The sequence below is a fragment of the Aquirufa sp. Wall-65K1 genome (assembly GCF_054558475.1).
On record NZ_JBPXKD010000001.1, the window covers coordinates 534640 to 560061 of the forward strand.

At 38.5% G+C, this 25422-nt stretch carries 24 protein-coding genes and 1 tRNA gene; 9 read left to right on the forward strand and 16 right to left on the reverse strand.

From position 1 onward, the window contains the following. Positions 1–4: 4 nt before the first annotated feature. From ACST15_RS02405 to ACST15_RS02420, 4 genes are read right to left on the reverse strand one after another with little or no spacing between them, the layout of a single operon-like run. Positions 5–970 carry an isopenicillin N synthase family dioxygenase gene (locus ACST15_RS02405; protein WP_459453050.1) on the reverse strand — a complete coding sequence of 322 codons (966 nt, stop codon included), beginning with the start codon at positions 968–970 and terminating at the stop codon, positions 5–7. Positions 971–973: 3 nt separating this feature from the next. Further along, complete coding sequence (locus tag ACST15_RS02410) at positions 974–1681, reverse strand: superoxide dismutase (protein ID WP_459453051.1); 708 nt, start codon at positions 1679–1681, stop codon at positions 974–976. Between the two features lie 16 nt (positions 1682–1697). After that, a complete protein-coding gene (gene recR, locus ACST15_RS02415; protein WP_459453052.1) occupies positions 1698–2303 on the reverse strand; it encodes a recombination mediator RecR in 606 nt (201 codons plus the stop codon). A gap of 9 nt (positions 2304–2312) precedes the next feature. After that, positions 2313–2645 carry an ATP-dependent Clp protease adaptor ClpS gene (locus ACST15_RS02420; protein WP_459453053.1) on the reverse strand — a complete coding sequence of 111 codons (333 nt, stop codon included), beginning with the start codon at positions 2643–2645 and terminating at the stop codon, positions 2313–2315. A 64-nt stretch (positions 2646–2709) separates the two neighbouring features. On the opposite strand from ACST15_RS02420, the gene ACST15_RS02425 reads away from it, so the two are divergent. After that, positions 2710–4146, forward strand: coding sequence for a sodium:solute symporter (locus ACST15_RS02425; RefSeq protein WP_223143753.1), 1437 nt, complete (start codon positions 2710–2712; stop codon positions 4144–4146). 56 nt (positions 4147–4202) lie between these two features. On the opposite strand, the gene ACST15_RS02430 is transcribed toward ACST15_RS02425, so the two are convergent. The 3 genes from ACST15_RS02430 to ACST15_RS02440 form a co-directional block, all read right to left on the reverse strand. Beyond that, a complete protein-coding gene (locus tag ACST15_RS02430) occupies positions 4203–4766 on the reverse strand; it encodes a YceI family protein (RefSeq protein WP_459453054.1) in 564 nt (187 codons plus the stop codon). Positions 4767–4899: 133 nt separating this feature from the next. After that, positions 4900–7611, reverse strand: coding sequence for a bifunctional YncE family protein/alkaline phosphatase family protein (locus ACST15_RS02435; protein WP_459453055.1), 2712 nt, complete (start codon positions 7609–7611; stop codon positions 4900–4902). Between the two features lie 216 nt (positions 7612–7827). Further along, positions 7828–9201 (reverse strand): alginate export family protein, encoded by a 1374-nt coding sequence (locus ACST15_RS02440; protein WP_459453056.1) that lies wholly within the window; start codon positions 9199–9201, stop codon positions 7828–7830. Positions 9202–9436: 235 nt separating this feature from the next. Between ACST15_RS02440 and ACST15_RS02445 the strand changes: the two genes are divergently transcribed. After that, complete coding sequence (locus tag ACST15_RS02445) at positions 9437–10870, forward strand: Gfo/Idh/MocA family protein (protein WP_459453057.1); 1434 nt, start codon at positions 9437–9439, stop codon at positions 10868–10870. Between the two features lie 59 nt (positions 10871–10929). On the opposite strand, the gene ACST15_RS02450 is transcribed toward ACST15_RS02445, so the two are convergent. The 4 genes from ACST15_RS02450 to ACST15_RS02465 all read right to left on the reverse strand — a co-directional run bounded on the left by ACST15_RS02450 (position 10930) and on the right by ACST15_RS02465 (position 14404). After that, positions 10930–11310, reverse strand: coding sequence for a PH domain-containing protein (locus ACST15_RS02450; protein WP_459453058.1), 381 nt, complete (start codon positions 11308–11310; stop codon positions 10930–10932). 65 nt (positions 11311–11375) lie between these two features. Continuing rightward, the gene (locus ACST15_RS02455; protein ID WP_459453059.1) at positions 11376–12560 is read right to left on the reverse strand and encodes a helix-turn-helix domain-containing protein; all 1185 of its coding nucleotides are present in this window, start codon (positions 12558–12560) and stop codon (positions 11376–11378) included. Between the two features lie 57 nt (positions 12561–12617). Beyond that, the gene (locus tag ACST15_RS02460) at positions 12618–13814 is read right to left on the reverse strand and encodes a helix-turn-helix domain-containing protein (RefSeq protein WP_459453060.1); all 1197 of its coding nucleotides are present in this window, start codon (positions 13812–13814) and stop codon (positions 12618–12620) included. 518 nt (positions 13815–14332) lie between these two features. Further along, a tRNA-Glu gene (locus tag ACST15_RS02465) sits at positions 14333–14404 on the reverse strand. Between the two features lie 128 nt (positions 14405–14532). Here ACST15_RS02465 and glgB point away from each other — a divergent pair. Continuing rightward, complete coding sequence (gene glgB / locus ACST15_RS02470; protein WP_459453061.1) at positions 14533–16431, forward strand: 1,4-alpha-glucan branching protein GlgB; 1899 nt, start codon at positions 14533–14535, stop codon at positions 16429–16431. Positions 16432–16631: 200 nt separating this feature from the next. Here the strand turns inward: glgB and ACST15_RS02475 are convergent, their stop codons facing one another. After that, positions 16632–17039, reverse strand: a complete 408-nt coding sequence (locus ACST15_RS02475; RefSeq protein WP_459453062.1) for a DUF2721 domain-containing protein — start codon at positions 17037–17039, stop codon at positions 16632–16634. A 129-nt stretch (positions 17040–17168) separates the two neighbouring features. Beyond that, entirely contained in the window at positions 17169–17993 is an 825-nt protein-coding gene (pyrF, locus tag ACST15_RS02480) for an orotidine-5'-phosphate decarboxylase (RefSeq protein WP_459453063.1), read from the reverse strand. A gap of 113 nt (positions 17994–18106) precedes the next feature. Between pyrF and rfbC the strand changes: the two genes are divergently transcribed. Genes rfbC through ACST15_RS02495 form a run of 3 tightly spaced genes read left to right on the forward strand, consistent with a single transcriptional unit; the run spans position 18107 to position 20147 of the window. Then, a complete protein-coding gene (gene rfbC / locus ACST15_RS02485; RefSeq protein WP_459453064.1) occupies positions 18107–18646 on the forward strand; it encodes a dTDP-4-dehydrorhamnose 3,5-epimerase in 540 nt (179 codons plus the stop codon). 33 nt (positions 18647–18679) lie between these two features. Then, positions 18680–19219 carry a bifunctional pyr operon transcriptional regulator/uracil phosphoribosyltransferase PyrR gene (pyrR, locus tag ACST15_RS02490; protein ID WP_459453065.1) on the forward strand — a complete coding sequence of 180 codons (540 nt, stop codon included), beginning with the start codon at positions 18680–18682 and terminating at the stop codon, positions 19217–19219. A gap of 10 nt (positions 19220–19229) precedes the next feature. Beyond that, positions 19230–20147 carry an aspartate carbamoyltransferase catalytic subunit gene (locus ACST15_RS02495; protein WP_459453066.1) on the forward strand — a complete coding sequence of 306 codons (918 nt, stop codon included), beginning with the start codon at positions 19230–19232 and terminating at the stop codon, positions 20145–20147. Here ACST15_RS02495 and ACST15_RS02500 read toward each other — a convergent pair. Next, the gene (locus ACST15_RS02500) at positions 20127–21149 is read right to left on the reverse strand and encodes a glycosyltransferase family 9 protein (RefSeq protein ID WP_459453067.1); all 1023 of its coding nucleotides are present in this window, start codon (positions 21147–21149) and stop codon (positions 20127–20129) included. The genes ACST15_RS02495 and ACST15_RS02500 overlap by 21 nt on opposite strands. A 66-nt stretch (positions 21150–21215) precedes the next feature. On the opposite strand from ACST15_RS02500, the gene ACST15_RS02505 reads away from it, so the two are divergent. Genes ACST15_RS02505 through mtgA form a run of 3 tightly spaced genes read left to right on the forward strand, consistent with a single transcriptional unit; the run spans position 21216 to position 24430 of the window. After that, a complete protein-coding gene (locus tag ACST15_RS02505; protein ID WP_459453068.1) occupies positions 21216–22445 on the forward strand; it encodes a M16 family metallopeptidase in 1230 nt (409 codons plus the stop codon). An 8-nt stretch (positions 22446–22453) separates the two neighbouring features. Further along, on the forward strand, positions 22454–23578 hold the full coding sequence (gene hemW / locus ACST15_RS02510) for a radical SAM family heme chaperone HemW (RefSeq protein WP_459453069.1): 1125 nt from the start codon (positions 22454–22456) through the stop codon (positions 23576–23578). Positions 23579–23635: 57 nt separating this feature from the next. After that, on the forward strand, positions 23636–24430 hold the full coding sequence (gene mtgA, locus ACST15_RS02515) for a monofunctional biosynthetic peptidoglycan transglycosylase (protein WP_459453070.1): 795 nt from the start codon (positions 23636–23638) through the stop codon (positions 24428–24430). A gap of 21 nt (positions 24431–24451) precedes the next feature. Here the strand turns inward: mtgA and ACST15_RS02520 are convergent, their stop codons facing one another. After that, a complete protein-coding gene (locus ACST15_RS02520) occupies positions 24452–24778 on the reverse strand; it encodes an MGMT family protein (RefSeq protein WP_459453071.1) in 327 nt (108 codons plus the stop codon). A gap of 60 nt (positions 24779–24838) precedes the next feature. Next, positions 24839–25411: a DUF3109 family protein gene (locus ACST15_RS02525; protein ID WP_459453072.1), complete on the reverse strand. Its 573-nt coding sequence runs from the start codon at positions 25409–25411 to the stop codon at positions 24839–24841. Positions 25412–25422: the final 11 nt, after the last annotated feature.

A 25422-nucleotide genomic window follows, 5' to 3' on the forward strand; every position in this document is an offset into this window, starting at 1 on the left:
GGGCTTATTTTTTCAATCCTAATTCAATCAAGCGCTCGGTTAAAAACTCTCCTGCACTCATATCGGTATACATTTTGGGATTATCAGCTGAAACACAGGATTCCAAGCAGGTTAAATCCATTTCGGACCTAGGATGCATGAAGAATGGAATGGAATAACGAGAAGTCCCCATTTTTTCTCTAGGAGGATTCACCACCCGGTGAATCGTTGATTTTAAATGGTGATTGGTTAATCGATCAAGCATATCGCCCACATTTACCACGACTTGATCTGGTAAAGCGGTGATAGGTATCCATTTACCATCCATGCGTAAAACCTCTAATCCTTCGGCAGAAGCACCCATTAATAAGGTAATCAGGTTAATATCTCCATGAGCAGCAGCACGCACTGCCCCTTCAGGTAAAGCATCTGGATTGGCAATTGGGAAATAATGGATGGCGCGTAAAATAGAATTCCCATTTTTCACCTTGTCCTCAAAATAATCCTCTGGCAATTCTAAATATAAGGCAATCGCGCGTAAAAGCGATTTTCCAGCATTTTCTAGGGTTTGGTAGGCACCAACAGTATACGTTTCAAAATCAGGATATTCCTTTGGAAACACATTGGCCGGATATTCACTCCAAACTGAATCTCCATCTTCTTGATGCTTTTGACCAACATGATAAAATTCCTTCAAATCAGGAACTTTAAAACCCTTGGCTGTCTCTTTCCCTTTACCTACGTAACCACGTTGACCAGCGATACCTGGAACCTCATAGGCCTGTTTTAATGAATCAGGTGATTGGAAAAACTGCTCAACTTCTTGATACAATTTTTTTGTAAAATCATCTGACAGTCCATGCCCTTTCACCGCGACAAAGCCAATGGTATTAAAGGCATTACCTAAATCTTGAACAAATTTGGCTTTTCTAACAGGATCGCCAGAATTAAATTCATTCAAATCCAAGGAAGGTATTTCTTCTAATAACATGATTTATTTTTTAATGGATGAAAATTGTTGAGATACAAAATCCCAATTGACTACATTCCAAAAAGCAGAAATATAATCAGCTCTTTTATTTTGGTATTTCAAATAATAAGCGTGCTCCCAAACATCTAAAGCCAATATGGGGGTTCCTTTTACCTCCGCCACATCCATGAGTGGATTATCTTGATTGGGGGTAGAACTGATAACTAATTTTCCGTCTTTCCAGATTAACCAAGCCCAACCAGAACCAAAGCGACCGGTGGCAGCTTTCGCAAATTCAGCCTTAAAATTATCCAAGCCACCTAAATCTTTTTGAATTTGTGCCAATAAATCAGCACTTTGTTTAGATGCATTAGCTGGCCCTATCAATTTCCAGAAAAAACTATGGTTCCAGTGTCCTCCTCCATTATTACGCACGGCAATAGGTAATTGACTCATTTGTCCCATCATGGCCTCTAGCGATAAAGAAGCTGCAGCCGTTCCTGCAATGGCTTTATTTAAATTATCTACATAGGCCTTGTGATGACGATCGTGGTGAATTTCCATGGTTAACTTGTCGATATGAGGCTCCAAAGCATCAAAAGAATAAGCGAGTGCTGGTAAGCTAAATGGGGCTGTTTCAATAGTGCTTTTTGCCGAAGCGCTAAAACGAGGTAAAACGATACTCGCGCCTAAAAGCCCGGCTGTTTTCTGCAAAAATTGTGATCTTTTCATGAGCGTGGAAAATGGTTTATTCATAGACTACTCGGCCGACGATACTTCGCCCAAGGGTAATTTCATCGGTATATTCCAAATCACCGCCAATCGGAATACCGCGGGCAATGGTGGATATTTTAATAGGAAATTCCTTTAATTTTTTAGTCAGGTAAAATGCCGTGGTATCTCCTTCCATGGTAGGACTAAGTCCTAAAATGACTTCATTTACCTTCCCCGTACTAACTCGCTGTATGAGTGAATCAATTTGTAAATCACTGGGCGAAATACCAGCTAAAGGAGAAATAATACCACCTAAAACATGATATAGACCCACAAATTGCCCTGTGTTTTCGATTGCCAATACATCACGCATATCTTCCACCACACAAATCAAATTCTCCTCACGTTTGTGACTATTGCATATTCCACACAATCCCCCATCGGAAATCATGTGACACTGCGGACAAAACTGTGTTTCGGTACGTAATTGAACTAAAGCATGAGCTAATTGCAAAGATTGCGTTTCTGGCCTTTTTAATAAGTGCAGTGCCAGACGTAAGGCTGACTTTTTCCCTATACCCGGCAATTTCGATATTTCTTCTACCGCTTGTTCAATGATCCGAGAAGGGTAATTATTCATGGCCATAAGCTATTGATAAGACTCAATTTCCGCCGAGATACCTCGTCGGCATATTTCATTCCGCATGCTAACTAATTCATCAAAACCACCCGATTTAACGCCACATTTACCTCTAAAATGAATTTGTAGTGTACACTGTTCAGCTTGTTCAGGGCTATGCTCACATACTTCCATCAAGGTAATGATGACATAATCAAAGGAATTAACCTCATCATTATAGACCACCAATTGATGCGAAGCTATCACTTCTTCATCAAAGGCCACCTCGACATCTTCTTGATGCTTTTCTTGGTTTTGAAAAGAAATACGAAAACGAGAAATGTTATCTTCCGAGAATTCCATATTTTTGATACGATTTTAAAAAACGACCTCTTAGCAAATTTAAAAAAAATCCTTTGAAACACCTATGTCTGTAACTTTAGCCGGAGGAATTCTTGCCATCTATTTTGGCCTACTTTTAATCATATCCTACATTACTTCCAAAGGTGCAGATACACACGCATTTTTTACGGCCAATAGGCAATCTCCTTGGTGGCTAGTCGCCTTTGGAATGATTGGCACTTCCATTTCGGGATTAACTTTTATCTCAGTACCAGGAGCAGTAGGTAAAACATCTTTTACCTATTACCAATTAATCTTAGGGCATTCCTTAGGCTATTTGACCATAGCCCTGGTTCTCATGCCCTTGTATTACCGACTCAACCTCATTTCCATTTATGGTTATTTAGAAAGTCGATTTGGCTTTTGGTCCTATAAAACCGGTTCAGCCTTTTTCCTTTTATCTAGAACCATTGGTTCGGCAGCCCGTTTATATTTAGCCGTCAATGTCTTACAAATTGCCATCTTCGCTCCTATTGGGGTGCCTTTTGGCTTAACGGTATTTATTTCTATCCTATTAATTTGGTTGTACACCCACCGAGGAGGAGTGAAAACCATCATCTGGACGGACACCCTACAAACCTTATTTTTACTTATTGCCTTGTTTATTACCATCTTTTTGGTAGGCCAACAAATGAACATGGGATTCATGGATATGGTTCATACCATCTCTGACAGTAAGTATTCCCACATGTTTGAATGGGATTGGAAGAACACCCATTTCTTTGGAAAGGATTTTCTAGCGGGTGTTTTTATTGCCATCGTGATGACTGGTCTAGACCAAGATTTGATGCAAAAAAACCTGACTTGTAAATCCATTGGTGAAGCTCAAAAAAACATGTTTTGGTTTTACTGGGTACTTCTCTTGATCAACCTGTTATTCCTTTCCCTTGGCGCATTATTATACATTTATGCCCAAAGCAAAAACATAGCCATTCCTGCGCAAACAGATAATTTATATCCTATGCTGGCCTTAAATGGGCACTTTGGCACTTTAGCTGCCGTTACTTTTTTATTAGGAATTATTGCCGCCTCCTATGCCAGTTCAGATTCAGCATTAACGGCTTTAACTACTTCTTTTTGTATTGATTTCTTGCGGATAGAGAAGTTTCAAGAGCAAAAAAGACATAAAATTAAACATTATGTCCACTTAGGTTTTTCAGCTCTCTTCTTTGTGGTGATTGGCTTATTCCACATTTTCAATAACCAAGAATTAATCTCCGCCGTATTTAATTTGGCAGGTTACACCTACGGCCCCTTACTAGGTCTGTTTTCTTTTGGATTATTTACCAAAACCCAGGTAAAAGACAAATGGGTGCCCATCATTTGTGTGGCCTCTCCTATCATCACCTTCTTGTTGGAATGGCAATCTCAAGCTTTATTTGGGGGATTTGGATTCGCCAAATTGATATTAAATGGCGCTATCTGTTTTGCCTTATTGTGGGCCATCCGAATTAAAAAATAAGAGATAATAAAAAAGGCGACCTAGGGTCGCCTTTCTATTAGAACGAGGAATAATAATTACTCTTGAATAAACTCGCCACTAGCGCGTAATTCAATTTCTTCACCCACCATAGCTGCTGGCATAGTACCAACACCCCATGCTGTACGATTGATGGATCCAGATGCTTTAAATCCAGCTACTTTTTTACCTTGACGGTTAGTAGTAGTTCCGTTTAACGTTAAATCCAAAGTTACCGGCTTAGTAACTCCGTGCATAGTTAAATCACCCGTTAATTTATATTTACGATCAGCTACCTTGCTGATGGCCTTACTAGCGAAAGTTAAAGTTGGGAATTTAACCGCATCGAAAAAATCCGGACTTTTTAAGTGAGTATCACGACGCTCATTGTCCGTGAAAACAGTATTTACATCAGCCGAAATGGTAAATTTAGCATCCGTAAAATCATCTTTAGCTGAAACCATAGTCGCTTCAGTAATTTTAAATGCTCCCTCAACATCTGAAATTGATAAGTGAACAACACTAAATCCTAACTTGGAATGGGATTTATCTACATTCCATTTTTGAGCTTGAGCAGATACTCCACATGACAAAAGAGCAATAGCTAAAAGTAATTTTTTCATAATAATATTTTTTAATGGGTTAATTATAGAAATCGAAACTACCATTTATTAGGACAAAATCAATTAAGAAATCAAAAAATCGTTCAGCTTGTCAAAAAATTTGCGACAAAAATCCAAAATCCTGCGAAAAAGTCTACTTGTCTCCTAGGCTTTTGTAATGGTCTTTACGCATTTCTTCCACATTGTCCATCTCTACCCTTTTTTTGATTTTTTTCCAATCAATGTCCTTATGGTATTTTTTCATCGTTACTTCCGGTTGAAAAATTCGACGGTCTGGAAAAACAAAACCCACTGGACTAAAATCAGGTTTATCGGTAAAGAAATCATCCAAAAGTGTAGCAGTTTGATCGTAATGGTTCACGCTGGGTACCCCAAAATTGGTATAAATCAAACGCAATAATGAACCAAAATTGGCATGTTTATGGGAAACATAATTTCGTTTCACATAAGGGCCAGCCATCATTAAAACACTACGATGCGCATCTACGTGGTCCACTCCTCCTTGTGGGTCATCTTCTGTTACCACCACCAACATGTTTTTCCAATAAGGCGTGGTCGACAAGAAACTAATCATACGAGCCAAGGCCAAATCATTATCAGCCATAAAGGAATGATTACTCACATAACCATCTTCAGGCCTTGGGTCTGAGCCATGGTCATTGGGAAGCTGAATTGTTACGACCGAAGGCATTTTTTGTTTACCCTTTAACCACATCTTGGTAAACTCCGTTTCAAATTGTTCTGCACGAAACATATCTGGAATATCCATATTAAAGCCTGCATAATTATGGCTCGTGTTTTTCCAAAGTGCTTTTTGCATGGGTACCATCACCACATGGCCTGCACCTGTTAAGGTATCAAACCATTCTTCTCGAGTATGAGCGGTTTCATTAGCCTCACCGAAATTATAAAATGAAATTTTCTTTCTTTCTAAAGCTTCCCAAAGCCCACCTACTTCGGCATAATCCTCTGGATCAATGCTTCCTGTAGTTCCTGGATGTCTTCTTCCAGGCGCTTTGGAGAATATTTTAGCCGTTTTACTAACACTAGAATTTGCTTCCACCCATTCATTGGGAATCACTCCCACCATCCAGTGGTGACCATGAATGGATGCATCACTGTCGCAATAAAAATTATCACTCATGGCAAATCGCTTGGCCAAAAGCGAGTGATTTGGCATCACATTGACGTTATGAAATGTTGTTTTAAAAGAATCCGGCAATACCACAGTCTGGTTTAGGCCATATCTTGCAATGGTCGAATCGCCATTTGCCCCTTTAAATTGACCAAAAATCTCATCGTAGGTACGGTTTTCCTTGGTTATGTAAACGATGTGCTTAATGGGAGAATTGCCTTGTTTCTTGGGATCTAAGGATAGGATTTTATTTCCTCTACCTTTTGCTGAAAACTCTTGGTAGGTATTATTCTTAACTTCTTGGGTATAAACAGCCAATTGTGCCTCATTGGGCATGTCGATGGTTTGGAACGTACCTAATTGTATATCACCTACATAGGACCCTTGCTCGGGAGCTTTAAAGTCTTTTCCACCATTAGGGCCGGCACCATAGCCACGACAAGTCGTCACATAAAGCGTTTTCTCATCGGTAGACAATCGAACACGGGTCGGTCCCCAGCCAGTAGGGATAAAACCTTTAGTTTTTTGACTAGGAACATCAATCACTGCTACCGCATTTAAACCCAAAAGCGTAACATACAAGGTCTTTTCGTCTTTACTCAGGCATAAACCAAAAGGCAAATAACCTCTTCTCTTATCTAAAACTGGAGTCAATTTGATGGGAATATGCGCTTTGATTTGTCGGGTCGCATAATCCAAGACCGCGATATTATCGTTGGTGGCATTGCTCACATAAGCAAATTTTGAGCTAACGGCAAGGGAATTGGGACTTGCCCCTCCTACTACTTCCATCTCCTCCACCATTTCACCCAATTGAAAACCTGGTTTATATTTTTTGGTAATTTGATTCGTCGACAAATCAATCTGAAAAATACTCATGGCTTCGTCTGATCGAGGATCTCCTACCCCAGGAATCTTTTTACCCATGATTTCCGTTCCCTCTCTAGACTCTTTGGAATCATTGGGATAAGGATGCCATGGGATGTATTGTTTCTGTAAATTCGCCAAATTTGTTCCTTCTACTAGAGGATAAGCATACATACCCACATTGGCCACAAAGGCATAATGATGATCTGGGCTTAGAGAAATACCAAAAGGCTGTCGACCAGTAGGCACCACACCCACTATTTCACCTGTATCTGCTTTCATGCGCACCATTCTGAAATTGGCACGATCTAGGATTAATAATTCATTTTTTTCTGGCAATAAAACCAAATCCGAGGTAAAGCTATCATCGAAATCATAACCTTTGAAAATTCCATTGAGACTAAAGGTCTTTAGTACTTTACCTGAAGACAATTCCACTACCAACACATTCCCTGAATCCCCCCCACTCAAATAGATTAATTCACTATTGGGAGAAAAGACAACACCCAAATAGGTACTTTTTCCATAGGGTGAAAGCTTGGAAGGCGTGCCATATGGAGGAAAACGTTTACTGATTTGTTTTTCTAGGTCAATGCGGGTAAAAGCCCCATTGTGTAGGGTGACGGCCCATTTTCCATCAGGACTAATCACCATTCCAAAAGGATCGCTATTGATCCGAAGTGTTTTTCCAGCAGGTTTAACAAATCGACCCGATGGTAATACCGAAAAACCATTGACATCAATTTTGGCGGTCATATCACGCCCGGGTACTTCTAAAATCGTCTGAGCAGTGGATTGAAATGCACATACCGCCAGTGCCAGTGAAGTTATAATAGTTTTCATAGGTTTATAAAATTTAGCGAAGTTAAGATTCTTCTGCTAAAGGCTTATTAAGAAGGGATTAAAATATCGTGAAAAAGGCTAATCTGCTGTTCGACATGTTCACTTCTTCCGCTGTTCGACATGTTCCAAAGGGTCATGTCGAACAGCGTTTGTTGGCTGAGGCTCTCGAAGCCAACGATTATACATGTCGAACAGCGTTTCTCAAAGCCAACGGCATTAAAACTTATACGCCGCCCGAGCAGCTAAATATTGAACGTCCTTACCCGGACCACTCTCCTTTAAGTAAGCACCTGCTGCACAATAACCCAATTCAAATTGAAATGCCAAATGTTTATTGGCAAAATAATTGGTTTCTAAAGCAAAAATATCTGCAACTCCACTGGCATTACTATCAAGTTGACGACCCATAACTGGTAACAAAGCCGACATATTAGGCGTAAAAATACCATCCCGTAAACTGGCTCTTTGCACAAAGGAAGCCCTGAGCGTTGTCAGCCACTTATGATTATCACTATACCGGATATATGGGCTTAGATTAAGCGTATTGGTAATATTCAAAGAAACCGTTTGTCCAAACGGCGGACGAGAATACAAGGTATTAAAAGTATTGAGTTGCTGATCATGATTAGACACATCACCAGGAACCCAATTTCCACTAAATCCTACAAAAAAATGACGTTTCAACTCATAATTAAAATCATACACAAACAGAAATGCCCGAATCGTTAAATCGTTAAAATGCCCCCACTGACCTGCCACCTCTACATCATAATTAAATGTCTTCGTTTCACAGTACCAGCGAGTCCCCAAGGTATTTCTAGCTTCCAATCCTTTCTTTAGGTAATATTCTCTCAAAGAGCTTTCCAAAAAGAAATAATAGGCATCAAAAAAATCGGTTTTGGAAGAAAATGTGTGATTCCAAACAGTACCTGAAAGCACTTCTGTGGAACGCACATCATCAAAAACTCCCTTATTTTGCCTAATTGGATTGGCTATGAAAGCATCAATTTTCTGATTGCCTTGATGCCACTTGAGCGTAGCTCCATAAAAAGGCTGACGCGTATTAGGCCCCTCTTTTAGCGCCATTAAGCGCTCTAAACCCCAAGTATACTCTTGTCTTCCCAAACGCAAAATAAGTTTAGGACTCATTTTCCAATCCACAAATGCCTGATGAAGAGATAAGGCATTTTTGTCTAATGTAGAGGTGATTGGATTTTCATTTAAAAACCGTAGGGTATTGTTCAATTGAGCAAAAACTCGGAATCGAGGACTTATTTCCCAATTGGCATGAAGCAACACCCGATGCATGATTTGATGCGGATCTTCTGTGATAAAATTATCTGGTACATCCCCAAAATTCACCTGATGGTAAGATTGGTATTGCTCCCTCCATTCTCCACCAAAACTAATCGTACTTTTAAGAATAAAGGGAATATATTTCAAGGATTCATCCCAACTTTTAAATCGATTAGTATCTAACTTTAAATAGGAAAAGTTATCATCCTGGCGCATCCTGGCAATATTTTGTGCCAAAAGCTGAGGTATATTTAGTCCCAGAAACAAAAGGAAAATAACAAGACTTCTTTTCACAAAAACGAAAAATAAAGGAATAAACCACAATAAAATAAATGCCAAATTAGGGATTTTTAGCCGAGAGACTATCCTGACCCAAGGCAGTAATTGAAATTGAAATAATAGGCTTGAGTAATTTGCCTAAATAATCCAAAAACAGATAGAAATTATTCTATTTTAACTTATATTGGCTTATGTATTTAAAGACAAATCATTTTAACCGTTCATCTCCATCCATTAAAATTTATATCCAATGAGCATTTCAAGAAGAAGTTTTTTAGGTAAAAGCGCACTGGCAGCTGGTAGCTTTTACATCGTTCCACGTCATGTGTTGGGAAAAGGGTATCGAGCACCGAGTGATAAGCTAAACATTGCAGGCGTTGGTATCAATGGAAAAGGCCTTTCCGATGTCAATAACGCCTTCAATGAGGGTGTCAATAACATTGGAGCACTTTGTGATGTTGACTTGACCAGAGCCAAGCCTTTATTTGAGAAATATGCCAAAGCGGGGCAATATCAAGATTGGCGTGTCATGCTAGAAAAAGAAAAAGGCATAGATGCCGTAACCATTTCTACACCCGATCATAACCATGCGGCCATTGCCATGGCTGCCATGCAATTGGGCAAGCACGTTTACGTTCAAAAACCCATGTCACACAATATTTTTGAGGCACGAACCATGACGGAAGCGGCCAGAAAATACCAAGTTGTTTCGCAAATGGGAAATCAAGGTGCCTCAAGCCCAGGTACCCAACAAATTGTCAAATGGATTGATCAAGGATTGATAGGGAAAGTTCATACGGTAAACATCTGGACGAATCGTCCCATTTGGCCTCAAGGAATACCTGTACCAACAGGTCAGCATGCTAAGCCTGCCGACATAGACTGGGATGTATGGTTAGGGCCTGCTTCATTAATCGACTATAATCCAGCCTACCATCCATTTAAATGGAGAGGTTGGTGGAATTTTGGTACAGGTGCCTTGGGTGATATGGGATGCCATTTAATTGATGGGCCATTTAGAGCCTTAGGACTGGGTTACCCTACCGAGGTAGAAGCCAGTATCGGTTCCGTATTTATCAGCGGAAACCAACCTGAATACATCCCTGAGGGTTGTCCACCGTCAGCTTCCATCCAATTGAAATTCCCTGCTTCGAAAAAGAATAAGTCGGCCGTAACCATGAACTGGACTGACGGAGGTTTACGTGGATTCCACCCAGACCTCATTCCAGCAGATGATCCAATAGGTACAGCTGATAATAGCAATGGGGTGATCATGATTGGTAGCAAAGGGGTATTAACTCATGCTACCTATGGTTTAGAGCCACGCATTTACTTGAATAATGGCGATAAGATTGAGATGCCTAAGCAAGAACCTAATAACTTAAAAGAATATGGGCACCAGGCTATGTGGGCGGAAGCTTGTAAGGCAGGCTTTAACTCCAAGGAACATAAGGAATTGAGTTCATCTTTTGACTATGCAGGTCCTTTGTCTGAAACCGTATTAATGGGTAACCTAGCCATTCGTAGTTATACGCTTCGCACGCCTATCCAAGGCCAAGCGAATCGATTCACATATCCAGGCCGTAAAAAGCTACTTTGGGATGGACAAAACATGAAAATCACCAATTTCGAGGATGCTAATCAATTCGTAAAACGCGAATATCGCGCTGGCTGGAAATTATAATCATCAGATTTTCAACAAGAAAAGCATGGCTCCCAAGGCCATGCTTTTTTATATGGTTTTTATTTTAGCACATGAAATGCCAAAACTTTTTGAACCTCATACACATCCACGGACTTATTGAATTGCTTGATAATACTTGGGTTGGCCTCTCCTGATATCCAAATTTTCAATTCGGCATCTAATTCAAATGTCCCAGCCGTTTCCACACTAAAGCGAGAAATAGACTTATAATTGATGGATTTATATTCCGTTTTTGATCCAGTTAAACCCTGCTTATCAATTAGAATTAAGCGTTTATTGGTGAAAATAAAGGTGTCACGCAATAATTTAAATCCGATTTCAATGACCTCACCATCAATTAAAATTTTGGCAAAATCTTTTTGCAATTGATCCTGCGAAACAGTACCCGCATTACCCAAAATAGCTGAAAATAACCCCATACTGACTTATTTATGTTAAAATGTAGAAACTAGGAGTATGAACACACTCCTTAGTAAGGATGAAACTAATACAAAAATTCAGAAAAATATTTTCCCGGCGATACCCCTTTAATTTTCTTGACCGCCGAATTAAAACTTTGTCGGGTTCCAAAGCCAGATTCCAAGGCCACAATTTCTAACTTATAATTTTTCCATTTAGGATTCTCGCGACATTGTTCTTCAGCAAATTGAATTCGCCAAGTGTTGACATAATCAGTGAATGACAAATTCATTACTGTTTGCAAAGCAATACGAATCATACGGGGCTTAACTTTTAACTTCTTGGCCACCTCATTCAAAGTTAAATTAGGGTTTAGAAAAATACGCTCAGTTTCAAAATATCGATTCAAGCTATCTGAAAGTGCTTTTTCTCGATCATTTTCAGAAATAATTTTAATGCTATGGTCTTTTGGAAGGGTAAATACTTCCGAACTGTCCATCCTAGTATTGGCTTGTTGCCAAATTAAACCTCTCAAGCTTGGCCCATGTAGCAACCTAGGATTAAACAACATAAACAGCATCATCAGCACATATTCCACTAAGTAGAAGAAATCTTTCCAAGGTAAATAAATTCTATTCTCTTCAGGATAAATAAAATTATACACAATTAAACCCACCACCACGAATTTTAAAAACATATTGAAAAACAACCAATAGACAATCAAAAGATTGTTTTTAATAAAGGTTTTCGAAGCGGATAGATAATATTTTATTAATTCATAAAGGCCCCAACAGCTGTAAAAAATAAACAAAAAGAAACGCACATATAAATGATTTTTCATGGTAATCCAGCCATACTTCGAATGGATAGTATAAAACGTATTTTCTGAAATCATTTCCTTTATTTCAAGAATCTTAAGTTCTGCCGGCAAAATATAAAAAGGGATATATTCTATGACATGAAGGGCAAAAGGTAAAAAATGTAAGAAATGAATGGGCTTAACTTTTCTCTCTGGATAAAGTAAAAATTGTTGAAATAAAAAATATAAAGGCCCCATGGTGAGTATCAAAGGTGATACCGTCCTGAAAAAATGGGGATTTTCATATATATATTCTGGTCGTATATAATATCCCGCAAAGGTCTGATAGCCAAGGCCAATAAACAATAAACCTAAAAACTTAGTAGCAACAATGCCTTTTTTAAAGAAAAAAGAGCCTCCAAAGGCAAAAAAAACAAAGCACAGATAAAACAGGTAATCTATAGGTGCCATGAATGTATAGGTTTTATAAGTAGAACGTATTAATTGGAAAGAGGAAAAATAATGAACCTATTTAGTAGAATCTTGGATGATGTTTTCAAAATATTTGCCTGGGGAGACCCCTTTAATTTTTTTCACGGCCGAATTAAAGCTTTGACGGGTTCCAAAGCCAGATTCCATGGCTATCACTTCTAATTTATAATTTTTCCATTTCGGATTTTCCCGACACTGCTCCTCAGCAAACTGAATGCGCCAGGTATTGATGTAATCTGAAAATGATAAATTCATTTCCATTTGAAGGGCCATGCGTATGATACGAGGCTTAATTTTCAAAGAGCGACTAACCTCAGCTAAGGTGATATCAGGACGGAGAAAAAGCTGTTCCGTTTCAAAATAACGATTTAAGGTAAACATGACGGATTTATCCCGAGATGATTTTTGATGAGCCTTTTCTTGCTTGGATAATTCGATGATCTCTTTGCCATTAAAACCCGCGGAATGTTGAAATACTAATCCTTTCAACGTAGGTCCTTTTAATAACCTTGGATTGAATAACATAAAGACCATCATCGTGAAATATTCCAAAATGAAAATATAATCCATCCAAGTAAGCTCTAAATGCTTTTTCTGGGCAAAAATCAAATTGAAACAATGCAAAATGATGACAATAAATTTTATGATCATATCACCCGTTAACCAGTAGACTATCAATGAATTTTTCCGAAGGAAGGATTTAGATGTCGTTTTATAAAATTTATACAATTCATAGAGCGTCCATAGTATGTAAGCCAAATAATAAATGGTTTTTATAAACAAATGGTCCCTCATGGAAATCCAGCCGTATTGGGACTCGGTATTATAAAAAGTATTTTGACTAAATACATGATTGACTTCCTCCAATTTTACCTCAGCAGGAAGTAAATAAAAAGGAATATATTCAACTATATGAAGAAAAAAGGGCAAAAAATGCAGTAGAAAAATAAGCTTAAATTTTCGCTCAGGGTATAGCAAAAAATGCTGAAAAAGGTAAGCCAATGGGCCTAGTAAATAGAAAAATGGAGAAACTGTTCTGAAAAAATGGGGATAGTCATATATATGACTAGGTTGAATAAAATATCCCGCAAAAAGCTGATAGGCTAATCCAAGAAATTGAATACCCAAAAATTTTGTGGCAATGAGCCCCTTCTTGAAAAATAGGGATACACCAAATGCAAAAAATACAAAACTCAGGTAAAACAAATAATCTACCGGTGACCAAGAATTCATGCTGACCAATAATATTTACAATCGTATAAATAGTATGATGGGTGACACGGAGATACACAAACATATAAATTTATCCGCAAATACTTGATGAAAAGTTGGAGAGACTTTTTATAAATTTATTTAACGTGACAATTTGAATATACTTTCAAGTAAAATATAGAAGAAAAGCTAGATTGTGAATTTGTACAAAAAATTCCCAATTAGTAAAGTTTAACTAGGGAATGATATCTATTATATACCTTTCTTTAAAATGATTGAAATTTATAATTCAATCATAACATGGTTGAAAGATTAGAATATTTTCTGCTAAACAAGGGAAAATACAAAAATCATCGAATTATTCTGGGCCAAGTTAGGGGCCAGTAGGTAATCAATCAGGCCGATTGCAATAGCATTAAAAGCACGAAAAGCATTGAATCATCTAATCAGAAAACAAGAAATAAGAATTGGTGGAATTTGGCCTAGAAACAAAAAACCCTGTAAATTATACATTCACAGGGTCAATTTGTCTACCGAAGTAGTCCGTACGGGAATCGAACCCGTGTTTCATCCGTGAAAGGGACGTGTCCTAACCCCTAGACGAACGGACCAATTGTCATTTTGGTGGCACAAAGGTAGGAGTTTCCTTTAAAAATTCAAATACTGTGCGCAAAAAAAAACTGAGTTTTAATCAATTTAATTTTATTATTTTAGCCTTTACATTGAAACACACGCTCTTATGGCCATAGTTAAACCACATTCTTTTTTTAGCGATTTTGATATTGCCCTATTTTTGAATGGGAAACACACCCGTTTATATGAGAAATTAGGTGCATTTGAAATTGAGCTAGATGGTGAAATTGGTACCTATTTTTCCGTATGGGCACCTAATGCCGAATCCGTATTCGTAGTAGGTAATTTCAATTTCTGGGATTCTAGCGCCCACGGGCTCTATCCTCGCTGGGATTCCTCAGGAATCTGGGAAGGATTTATCCCCAATGTCAAAACCGGTGAAACCTATAAATACTGGATTAAAAGCAAAACAGGAGAGATTTTAGAAAAATTAGACCCCATGGGCCTATTCTGCGAAACTCCTCCCAAAACAGCCAGTATCGTTTGGAATACCTATAAAGAATGGAAAGATCAGACCTGGATGCAAGAAAGAAGTCATAAAAACTCCTTAAATGCCCCCATGTCCATATACGAGGTACACCTAGGTTCTTGGCAAAAAACCTTAGAAAATGATTACTTGAGCTATGCTGACCTGAGTGATAAATTAGTCCAATATGTCAAAGACATGGGCTTCACGCATGTAGAGTTCATGCCTATAATGGAGCACCCATATGCCCCGTCTTGGGGATATCAGATTACGGGCTACTTCGCTCCTTCCTCCCGATTCGGCGATCCTCAAGGTTTCATGACCTTGGTAGAAAGGTTCCACCAAGAAGGTATTGGTGTCATCTTAGATTGGGTACCTTCCCATTTCCCTGGAGATGCCCACGGACTTCGAAATTTTGATGGTGGCTGCCTCTATGAACATCCTGATCCTAAACGTGGATTCCACCCTGATTGGCAATCCTATATATTTGATTACGGCAAAAATGAAGTCCGAAGCTTCTTGATGTCCAATGCCGCATTTTGGCTTGATCGTTATCACATCGATGGCCTACGCGTAGATGCTGTTGCTTCTATGCTCTATTTGGATTATTCCAGAAATGATGGAGAATGGGAAGCTAATATTTATGGAGGAAATCATAACCTTGAGGCCATTTCATTCCTACAAGAACTAAATGTTCACATGTATGGTGAATTCCCTGATATTCAGATGATTGCAGAAGAGTCAACCAGCTTCCCCGGTGTAACTAAACCCGTATTTCAGGGTGGTTTAGGCTTTGGGCAAAAATGGATGATGGGTTGGATGAATGACACCTTAAACTTCTTTCACAAGGACCCCATTCACCGTAAATACCACTTAAATGATTTAACATTTTCACTCATTTATGCCTTCACCGAGAACTTTTGCCTACCCCTATCTCATGATGAGGTAGTGTATGGCAAAAATTCCTTACTGAATAAAATGCCTGGAGATGAATGGCAAAAATTTGCCAACCTAAGGGTTTTACTAAGTGAGCAATTCACTCACCCAGGAAGTAAATTATTATTTATGGGCGGAGAATTTGGCCAAAAAGAGGAATGGAATCACAATCAATCCCTCGATTGGCATGAATTAGATAATTTTTACCACAAAGGAATACAGTCGACCGTTAAAGCCCTCAACCATTTATACCAAGAAGAAGCTGCTTTATTTAGCAAACAATTCTCGCACGAAGGATTTGAATGGATTGAATCCAATGATCAAGGAAACTCGGTCATTAGTTACCTACGTAAAGGCGAAATAGCTAAACAACAGGTCATTGTCATTTTAAATCTAACCCCAGCTCCTAGAGAAAATTATCGAATTGGTGTTCCATTACCTGGTATTTGGAAAGTCATATTTAATTCCGACAAAAAAGAATTTGGAGGAAGTGATTATCCAATTTCTGGAGCCGTGATGACCGAAGAGATAAATTGGCAAGGAAAGGCATTCTCTATTTCCTTGAACCTCCCTCCTATGGCTGCATTGATACTAAAGGCCTAAAAACAATAAAGACTCAGAAAAATTCCGAGCCTTTATTCAATCCGCCTAAGTAGTATTTTTAATAGTTGATTCTGTTTCAATACAATTTCATCTTGTTTTACATTGAAATTGTACACAAAAATAGTATTAATATTCAATACTTAAAATAGCTCCAAAAAATATTTTTAACTATTCAAATAAAAAATAAAAATAAACTTGGATTACTTTCGTTTGGCGATGATATCCTCCATATCAGATAATTCCACTTCCAATGCTTTGGTCGAAATAATGATCTCCCAAGCACTTAAACTCAAGGCTAAACTCATTCCAATAAGTCCAATCCCGAAAAACCACCGAGCGATGATTTCTTCATTCATGAAAAGAAGAAACATACACATGACGCTTAATAACAAACTGAAAATGGCAATGATTTGCATGGATTGAATCAATTTCATGCGTAGCCTTAAGTTCTCAATTTGTTTGAAAATGGCATCTTCCGGATTCTTTTGAAATTTCACGTGTAAATCACGGATCAAAGAAGCCATCGACATGAAACGATTCGTAAAGGCGATCATCAATAAGGAAACAGTCGAAAACAATAAGGCGGGAGTAGATATACTTAGTTCCATGTTTTAATGCGATTATGTAAATGTTGAATGATGCATTATCATCCAAAAAGAATCCAAAATTTATAAGTAATAAAAATACCTTATCACTATACTCTAATCACTAATAACTAATCACTAATCACTAATTTTTTACCTCCGATATTCATCCAAATACCGATCCATTTCTTCTTGAATTTTCTTGGCCTCGCGCGCTGCAGATACCGCTGTATCTTCACCTGCGTAAATAATGCCACGAGAGGAGTTCACTAATAAGCCCACTTGAGAATTCATGGCATACTTTGCCACATCCTCTAAACTTCCTCCTTGTGCTCCCACACCAGGTACCAAAAAGAAATTATCGGGAGCAATTTCGCGGGCCTTTTGTAAAAAATCTGAACGAGTAGCACCAATCACAAACATCAAGTGCTCTGGGGAACCCCATGTCATGGCGGTACGCATGACTCTTTCAAACAAAGGCATATAATCTTCCGATTTAGTCATTTGAAAATCATGACTTCCCACATTGGAAGTTAGCGCCAAAAGAATCACCCATTTATCTCGGTAAGTCAAAAAAGGCTCCACCGAATCTCTACCCATGTAAGGAGCCACCGTGATGGAGTCAAATTCCAAACCACTGCTTGCCGGATCAAAAAAAGTTTGAGCGTATTTCAAGGCTGTATTTCCAATATCACCCCTTTTCGCATCCGCTATGGTAAAAATATCCTTGGGAATATATTCCATCGTTTTTTGCAAACTCTCCCAACCTCGTGGTCCCATAGCCTCATAAAAAGCGATATTGGGCTTATAGGCTACGGCATAGGCATGCGTCGCATCTATGACGGCTTGATTAAATGCAAAAATCGGATCTTTCTCCTGCCTAAATTTACTTGGAATCAGACTAAGGTCAGAATCCAAGCCAACACATAAAAATGACCGTTTTTGTTCTATTTGTTTGACTAATGCAGATGAATTCATAGAGATTGGGAAAGGACATTGTTTAAATGCCGAAATATGAATAATTTTGGCGCAAATTAAGTTCTTTCCAAGCAATATCAAAAAAAGAGGAAAGCAATCACGATCTCGAATTTATGCAATTTATTAAACACCAGCTCCTAGGAGTAATTGAATGTATCCCAACTAAGTTTTTTGATGCTAGAGGCCACTTTTACGAGTCTTACAACCAAAAATTATTTGCTGCCAGTGGCATTTCGGAAAATTTCGTTCAAGATAATTACTCCTTTTCTACTCCGGGAGTACTGAGAGGTTTACATTTTCAAAAGAATCCGCATGGACAAGGGAAATTGGTTCGCTGTATGACCGGTAAGGTCATGGATGTCATTGTCGATTTGAGGCATGATTCTCCTACCTTTGGTCAACACGAGAAGTTTATTTTAGAGGCAGACAAGGGGAATATGCTTTATGTACCTGTTGGGTTTGCTCATGGATTTGTAGCACTAGAAGAAACCATTTTTGTTTATAAATGCACTGATTTTTGGAATAAAGAAGCGGAATCTGGGATACGTTGGAATGACCCTACCCTCAGCATTGACTGGGGTGTTGATCAACCCATTGTTTCAGATAAAGATCAAATTTTACCAGATTTTAATGCTGCTGAGCGAATCTTCTAAAATAGATTAGCTAAAAATATTACCTTTGTACCAATGACTCACAAGCTGATTTTATCAAGCCCCTTATTGGAAATAACCATATCTAGGTTATGCCAAGAGCTCATTGAAAATCAAATAGAAGGTATAGAAACCGTCATTTTAGGCCTTCAGCCTAGAGGAATTTATTTTGCAGAAAGAATTGCAAAAGAATTAAGTAAACACCTTGCCGAAGCTCCTCAAATTGGTCAGCTGGATGCCACTTTCTATCGAGATGACTTTAGAAGAAGAGATCCTGTTTCTCCCAATAGCACCCATATTCCCTTTATCATTGAAAATAAGCGGGTTATTTTAGTGGATGACGTGCTAGCTACTGGACGTATGGTTCGGGCAGCCTTGGATGCCATGACAGCATTTGGCAGACCAGCTAAAGTAGAATTATGTGTATTAATAGATCGGATTTATAACCGAGATCTCCCTATTAATGCTGACTATATTGGTAAAAGTGTCAATACACTTTCGACCGAAAAGGTACTCGTAGAATGGACTGAACAAGGCCATGATGCAGACAAAATTTGGTTAATCACTCATCCATGATGAAATAAATATGTTGAAATCGCCACATTTATTAGGAATAAAAGACCTGGATGCTGAATCCATTGACCTGATAGTAAAAACGGCCAAAGAATTTAAAGAGGTTCTCAACAGACCTATTAAAAAGGTGCCTTCTTTACGTGATGTGACCATTGCCAATGTATTTTTCGAGAATTCAACGCGTACTCGTTTATCCTTTGAATTAGCAGAGAAAAGACTTTCTGCCGACACCATTAACTTTTCTGCCTCAGGAAGTTCGGTCAAAAAAGGGGAAACCTTGCTAGATACAGTGAACAACATTCTAGCTATGAAGGTAGATATGATCGTTATGCGCCATGCCAGCCCTGGTGCTCCCCACTATTTATCTAAGCACATTAAAGCAAATATCATCAATGCAGGGGATGGAACCCACGAACACCCTACGCAAGCCTTATTAGACACTTTTTCTCTCCGAGAAAAACTGGGTGATTTAGCAGGCAAAAAAATAGCCATCGTTGGAGATATTTTACATTCCCGTGTTGCGCTTTCCAATATATATGCCTTGAAAAAACAAGGTGCTCAGGTCCGACTTTGTGGCCCTAGTACCTTAATTCCTAAGCATATTCAAAGCCTTGGTGTAGAAGTTTCTCACGATGTCAAAGATACTTTACAATGGTGCGATGCTGCCAATGTCTTGAGAATTCAACTAGAGCGCCAACAAATCAAATATTTCCCTTCTCTGCGAGAATACGCCCAATTCTTTGGAATTACTCGAAAAATGCTGGATGAACTACCCAAGGAAATTGTCTTGATGCACCCTGGTCCTATCAATCGAGGCGTGGAATTAAGTTCAGATGCAGCTGATTCTCCTCATTCCATCATATTAGATCAAGTAGAAAACGGTGTAGCAGTACGGATGGCTGTTTTATACTTACTTGCTTCCCGCGCTTAAAAAATCCTGATAAGCCTGATAAATGGATTCGGCTTGAATGCTTTCCCCGCAGGCATAATGGCCTAATGGACAATGCTTTTTACCATGATCTCCACATGGACGGCAATTTAAAACTTGTGGCGTTTCAATAATACGATTCCAGTCTGCCAAAGGCCCAAAACCAAAAGACGGAATTGTAGAACAATACACCGCCACGGTTGGTACATTTTCAGCTGAACAAATATGCATAGGGCCTGAATCATTCACAAAGCTCATTTTACTTTGTTGAAAAATATAGGCAGAAGCCAACAAAGGATGGAGGCCCGTTTCATTTAAAACCAGTCGATTCGTGGCTTTAAACGCTTCTGCAATTTGATTGGACAAGTCTATTTCATTGGGAGAACCCATTAATACAACTACCTGATTTTCAGGCAAAAGCTGAATAAACTCAATCCAAATGCGAATAGGTAAACGTTTCGTTTCCCAAACGCTGCCCGGAGAAATACAGATATATTCTTTTTCCTTCAATTCGGGACCTAAAGCAAATCCAGGTGCCTTTAAGCAGGGCTTGTACACCTTTTCTCCTAACCAAGATTTTACTAAAGCCGTATTTCTTTCCACTTCATGAACGCCCGAACCCCATTCATGTACAACTTTTTCAGTAAATAAAAAGGATAAGGGGTTTTTATCAAATCCAACCACACGCTTAGCCCCAATACTGAGACTAAGTAATCCCATGCCAAAAAATCGCTGAATGACATAAACGGCATCAAAATGCTCAGCCTTTAAATCATGCCTTAGCTCCAACCAAGAGGACCATTTTTTGGATTTATCATAGGTCCAAACCCGACTGAGATTGGTATAAGGATAGGCTTTGAATAAACTTTCATTCCCCTTTCTTACCAGCAAATGAATTTCCGTTTCCGGTGATTCTAAACGAATCTTTTCTAACAAGGCTGTCGCTAGTACCGCATCTCCTAAAAAAGCTGTTTGAATCAATAGAATTTTGGAATGCTCCAACATAGAAAAAAATGAATGAAATGGCCATAAAATTAGTTAAATTTGGGACATTTTTATCCAATTACCTACATGAATTCGATTCAAACCCGAACGCTTTCCAATGGCATTATCCTTGTTCATAGACAAGTAGTACATACAGAAATTTCGCATGTAGGCATCATGTTGGACATAGGCAGTCGGGATGAAAATGATTCCGAGCAAGGTATAGCCCACTTTTGGGAACACATGGCTTTCAAAGGCACTCAAAAGAAGAATAATATTCAGATTATCAATCGTTTGGAGATTATCGGAGGTGAATTAAATGCCTACACAACAAAAGAGAAAATTTGTTTTCATGCTTCTGTGCTAAGCCCATACTACGAAAGGGCATTGGAATTATTAGCTGACATTACCTTCCATTCTACCTTCCCTCAAAAGGAGTTAGAAAAAGAAAGAAGTGTGATTTTGGAGGAGATGTCCATGTATTATGACTCTCCAGAAGATGCCATTCAAGACGATTTCGATGAATTATTATTCCCAAATCATTCTCTAGGAATGAATATTTTGGGAACGAATCAAACCGTCCAAGGATTTCAACAAGCAGATTTAATTCAGTTCATTGAAAGAAATATGGACACTTCGCGGATTGTTTTCTCTTCCATCGGAAAATTACCTCATGAAAAAGTATTTCAATGGGCTGAAAAACACTTGGGAGGTATTCAGGCAAAAAAACAACAGTTAAAACGTATTCAGCCTAGCCTAATGGTTCCTGAAAGAAAGGTCGTCAAACGCGGCGTTACACAGTCGCACGTGGCTTTAGGAAGACAATCCTACGCCTTGGCTAACCCTAACCGAATGGCCTTTTTTACACTCATCAATTTATTAGGTGGGCCAGGAATGAATTCATTGTTAAATGTTTCAGTTCGTGAAAGACATGGATTGGTTTACTCCATTGAGGCTAGCTTTACCTCCTATATTGATTCTGGTTTTTGGGCCATTTATTTTGGAACGGAACCCAACCAAGTCAATAAATCCATCAAACTAATCATGCGGGAGTTTGATAAGTTGCAACAAAAAGCTTTATCTGGGCCAGCCTTGCAAAAGATCAAATCGCAGCTTAAAGGACAATTGGCCATGGCTGAGGAAGGAAATTTAAACTTCATGCTCATGATGGCAAAAAACCTGTTAGATCGTGAAAAAATCGAAAGTTTAGATGAATTATTCTTACAAATTGATGCCATCACTTCGGATAAACTTCAAACTTTAGCCCAAGAAATGTTTGTACCAGATCAATTGAGCTATTTAATCTTTGAACCCTAAGAAAACGCTTGCACCTTTACCTACATATTCCATTTTGTCGACAAGCTTGTCATTATTGTGACTTCCATTTTTCTACGGTCTTATCTCAAAGGGACTCGATGGTGGAGGCAATGCTTCAAGAGATAGATTTGCAAAAAGAGTATTTAAGCAAAAGGGAAATTGATACCATCTATTTAGGTGGGGGAACTCCTTCCCTCCTATCTGAAAATCAACTGAATCGACTTTTTGAAAAGATAAATGAAAATTATCAAGTCAATAAGCATGCAGAAATAACACTAGAAGCCAATCCTGAAGATTTAAGCAAGGATTATATCGAGGTGCTTCAACGAATAGGCATCAATCGACTGAGTGTGGGAATACAAACATTTAAGGATGAAAGTCTACGCCATTTACATCGCAACCATAGCAGCCTAGATTCCAAAAATGCCATTAAAAGAGCCCAAGATTTAGGTTTGAATAATATCAGTATCGATATTATTTATGGAATTAGCGGCCATACTCTGCAAGAAACAGCCCATGATATTCAACAAGCTATCTCTTTAGGCGTTGATCATATTTCCGCTTATAGTTTAACGATAGAGCCTAGAACCGTCTTTGGTAAACAAAAACAAAAAGGTCTTTTACTGGAAACTCCCGATAACCTCATGGCAGCGCATTTTGAATTAAGCCATCAAATGCTGAGGTCAGCCGGATATGAAGCATACGAAGTGTCTAATTTTGCCAAAAACAAACACTATTCAAAACACAATTCAAGTTATTGGAATCAGGAGGAATATTTGGGAATAGGTCCATCCGCCCATAGCTATAATGGCCATAGTCGTCAATGGAATGTAGCCAATAATAAAACCTATATCAGCCGTATAGAAGAAGGAGAAAAGTACTTTGAATTAGAGCAATTAAGCCCAGAAAACAAGATAAACGAATACATCATGACCCGCTTAAGAACCATGTGGGGCATCGATTTATACTATGTAAAAAAGGCATTTCAAGACCTTCATCAACATTTTCCTCAAAAAGAAATCGATGAATGGAAAGAAAAGAACTGGGCTCAGGAAGAAAATGGTTTTTTAATACTGACTGATTCCGGAAAATTAATTGCAGATAAATTGAGTAGCGATATTTTTCTAATTTAATCCTGCTTTTCAATTAAGATTGTATTTTTGCAAACTATTATAATTTCAGACATCTCAATGGCAAAAAGAATTGACTTTACGAAAGAAACGCGCCTAGCTACCAAATCGTCTAAATTCGGAAAAGTAAATTCTAGCCCAAAGACTTCGTCGACCAATATTTTCAAAAAATATTTGATTAAGTTCTCCTGGTTTGTTTTTTATGCCTGGATTGCCTCTTTGGTGATGATTATTTTATTGAAATTCCTTCCCATATACTTCACGCCTACCATGGCAAGTCGAAAAATAGACGCCATTTTTGAAGGAAATCCAAGCAAAATATATTCAAATTGGACTTCATATTCAGAAATTGATAAAAACTGTGCCCTGGCTGTTATTGCTTCTGAAGATCAACTTTTCCCTGAGCATAAAGGATTTGATTTTGAAGCCATGTGGGGTGCAATGCGTCATAATATGAAGGGAAAACGCATCAAAGGAGCAAGTACAATTTCCCAACAAGTAGCTAAAAACGTTTTTTTATGGCAAGGTCGAAGTTACCTCAGAAAAGGTCTAGAGGCATATTTTACCTTTATGATTGAGATAATTTGGGGCAAAAAAAGAATACTAGAAGTGTACCTCAATGTGGCAGAAACGGGAAAAATGACATTTGGAGTAGAAGCTGCTTGCCGTAAATATTACGGACATTCTTCTTCTGAAGTAAGTCGTGCCGAGGCCGCAAGAATAGCAGCAGTATTACCGAATCCGATCCGTTTTTCTATCCAAAATCCTTCCAATTATGTACAAAGAAGGACCAACACAATACAGCGACAAATGCGCATGTTAGGGGGCAAGAAATTCTTAAGTCAAATTGATTAATTTTTAATCTAGAAATTTGCCTTATAATTCGACCCCTGGATCCCAAAAATGCTGGGGAAATTCAACTATTTTATCATCAATGACCTGAATTCCTTCAGCTTCAAGAAGCTCCTTCATTCGATTCCCTCCAAAGAAATTTTTACCCGTCAACAATCCATTTCGATTCACCACTCGATGGGCTGGAACATCCTCCAATGTATGAGAGGCATTCATCGCCCAACCCACCATGCGTGCTCCCCCTTTCATGCCTAAATAGGCGGCAATAGCTCCATAGGAAGTTACTTTACCTCTTGGTATCAGCTGTACTACTTGATAAATAGCCTCAAAAGAATTCAGATTGGCAGCCATGGAAAACACTGGTTGATGCGCTAGCATGTAGCGCGCTAAAACAACGAATAGAAAACCTACTTATAGTTCTTTTCTTTCTTCAATTTCTTTTTCTAGCTCATTGTACCATTTCTCGCCAAACTTCCGAATCAAAGGTTCTTTTAGAAATTTATAGATAGGTACTCCTAATTGCTTCCCATGGGAGCAAGCATCGGAACAAATCGACCAGCGGTCATAATTTAAAGCTTGATATTCCGCTAATTTAGCAATGCGAATCGGGTATAAATGACAAGAAATAGGCTTTCTGAAATCAATTTTGCCGTCAAAATACGCTTGCTCAATACCACACTTTAGGTATTTTTTATCATCATAAATGGCATAAACACATTCTCTTCCTTCAATTACCGGAGTAGAAAAATCACCATCCTCATCTTTTACCCAGGTTCCTACTTGTTGAATTACCGCCTTACCCTCTTCCGATAAATAAGGAGCAATTTGCTCTTGTATATTTTCAATAATGGCCAATTCTTCTTCCTCCAAAGGTGCACCCAAATCTCCTTCAACACAACAAGCCCCTTTACATTTACTCAAATCACATACAAAAAACTCATCCGCTACATCCTCACTAATTACAGTATCATCAATCAATATCATTATTTCCTATT

What these genes read in the sequence shown, in the direction of transcription:
- ACST15_RS02445 (WP_459453057.1), top strand. Translation starts at nt 9,437, where the DNA reads ATGAGCATTTCAAGAAGAAGTTTTTTAGGTAAAAGCGCACTGGCAGCT.
- ACST15_RS02520 (WP_459453071.1), bottom strand. Translation starts at nt 24,778, where the DNA reads ATGGCTGCCAATCTGAATTCTTTTGAGGCTATTTATCAAGTAGTACAG.
- ACST15_RS02410 (WP_459453051.1), bottom strand. Translation starts at nt 1,681, where the DNA reads ATGAAAAGATCACAATTTTTGCAGAAAACAGCCGGGCTTTTAGGCGCG.
- ACST15_RS02475 (WP_459453062.1), bottom strand. Translation starts at nt 17,039, where the DNA reads ATGGAACTAAGTATATCTACTCCCGCCTTATTGTTTTCGACTGTTTCC.
- ACST15_RS02405 (WP_459453050.1), bottom strand. Translation starts at nt 970, where the DNA reads ATGTTATTAGAAGAAATACCTTCCTTGGATTTGAATGAATTTAATTCT.
- ACST15_RS02450 (WP_459453058.1), bottom strand. Translation starts at nt 11,310, where the DNA reads ATGGGGTTATTTTCAGCTATTTTGGGTAATGCGGGTACTGTTTCGCAG.
- ACST15_RS02430 (WP_459453054.1), bottom strand. Translation starts at nt 4,766, where the DNA reads ATGAAAAAATTACTTTTAGCTATTGCTCTTTTGTCATGTGGAGTATCT.
- ACST15_RS02420 (WP_459453053.1), bottom strand. Translation starts at nt 2,645, where the DNA reads ATGGAATTCTCGGAAGATAACATTTCTCGTTTTCGTATTTCTTTTCAA.
- ACST15_RS02435 (WP_459453055.1), bottom strand. Translation starts at nt 7,611, where the DNA reads ATGAAAACTATTATAACTTCACTGGCACTGGCGGTATGTGCATTTCAA.
- pyrF (WP_459453063.1), bottom strand. Translation starts at nt 17,993, where the DNA reads ATGAATTCATCTGCATTAGTCAAACAAATAGAACAAAAACGGTCATTT.
- ACST15_RS02525 (WP_459453072.1), bottom strand. Translation starts at nt 25,411, where the DNA reads ATGATATTGATTGATGATACTGTAATTAGTGAGGATGTAGCGGATGAG.
- ACST15_RS02495 (WP_459453066.1), top strand. Translation starts at nt 19,230, where the DNA reads ATGTTGAAATCGCCACATTTATTAGGAATAAAAGACCTGGATGCTGAA.
- glgB (WP_459453061.1), top strand. Translation starts at nt 14,533, where the DNA reads ATGGCCATAGTTAAACCACATTCTTTTTTTAGCGATTTTGATATTGCC.
- ACST15_RS02460 (WP_459453060.1), bottom strand. Translation starts at nt 13,814, where the DNA reads ATGAATTCTTGGTCACCGGTAGATTATTTGTTTTACCTGAGTTTTGTA.
- rfbC (WP_459453064.1), top strand. Translation starts at nt 18,107, where the DNA reads ATGCAATTTATTAAACACCAGCTCCTAGGAGTAATTGAATGTATCCCA.
- ACST15_RS02425 (WP_223143753.1), top strand. Translation starts at nt 2,710, where the DNA reads ATGTCTGTAACTTTAGCCGGAGGAATTCTTGCCATCTATTTTGGCCTA.
- ACST15_RS02505 (WP_459453068.1), top strand. Translation starts at nt 21,216, where the DNA reads ATGAATTCGATTCAAACCCGAACGCTTTCCAATGGCATTATCCTTGTT.
- pyrR (WP_459453065.1), top strand. Translation starts at nt 18,680, where the DNA reads ATGACTCACAAGCTGATTTTATCAAGCCCCTTATTGGAAATAACCATA.
- ACST15_RS02500 (WP_459453067.1), bottom strand. Translation starts at nt 21,149, where the DNA reads ATGTTGGAGCATTCCAAAATTCTATTGATTCAAACAGCTTTTTTAGGA.
- mtgA (WP_459453070.1), top strand. Translation starts at nt 23,636, where the DNA reads ATGGCAAAAAGAATTGACTTTACGAAAGAAACGCGCCTAGCTACCAAA.
- ACST15_RS02455 (WP_459453059.1), bottom strand. Translation starts at nt 12,560, where the DNA reads ATGGCACCTATAGATTACCTGTTTTATCTGTGCTTTGTTTTTTTTGCC.
- recR (WP_459453052.1), bottom strand. Translation starts at nt 2,303, where the DNA reads ATGAATAATTACCCTTCTCGGATCATTGAACAAGCGGTAGAAGAAATA.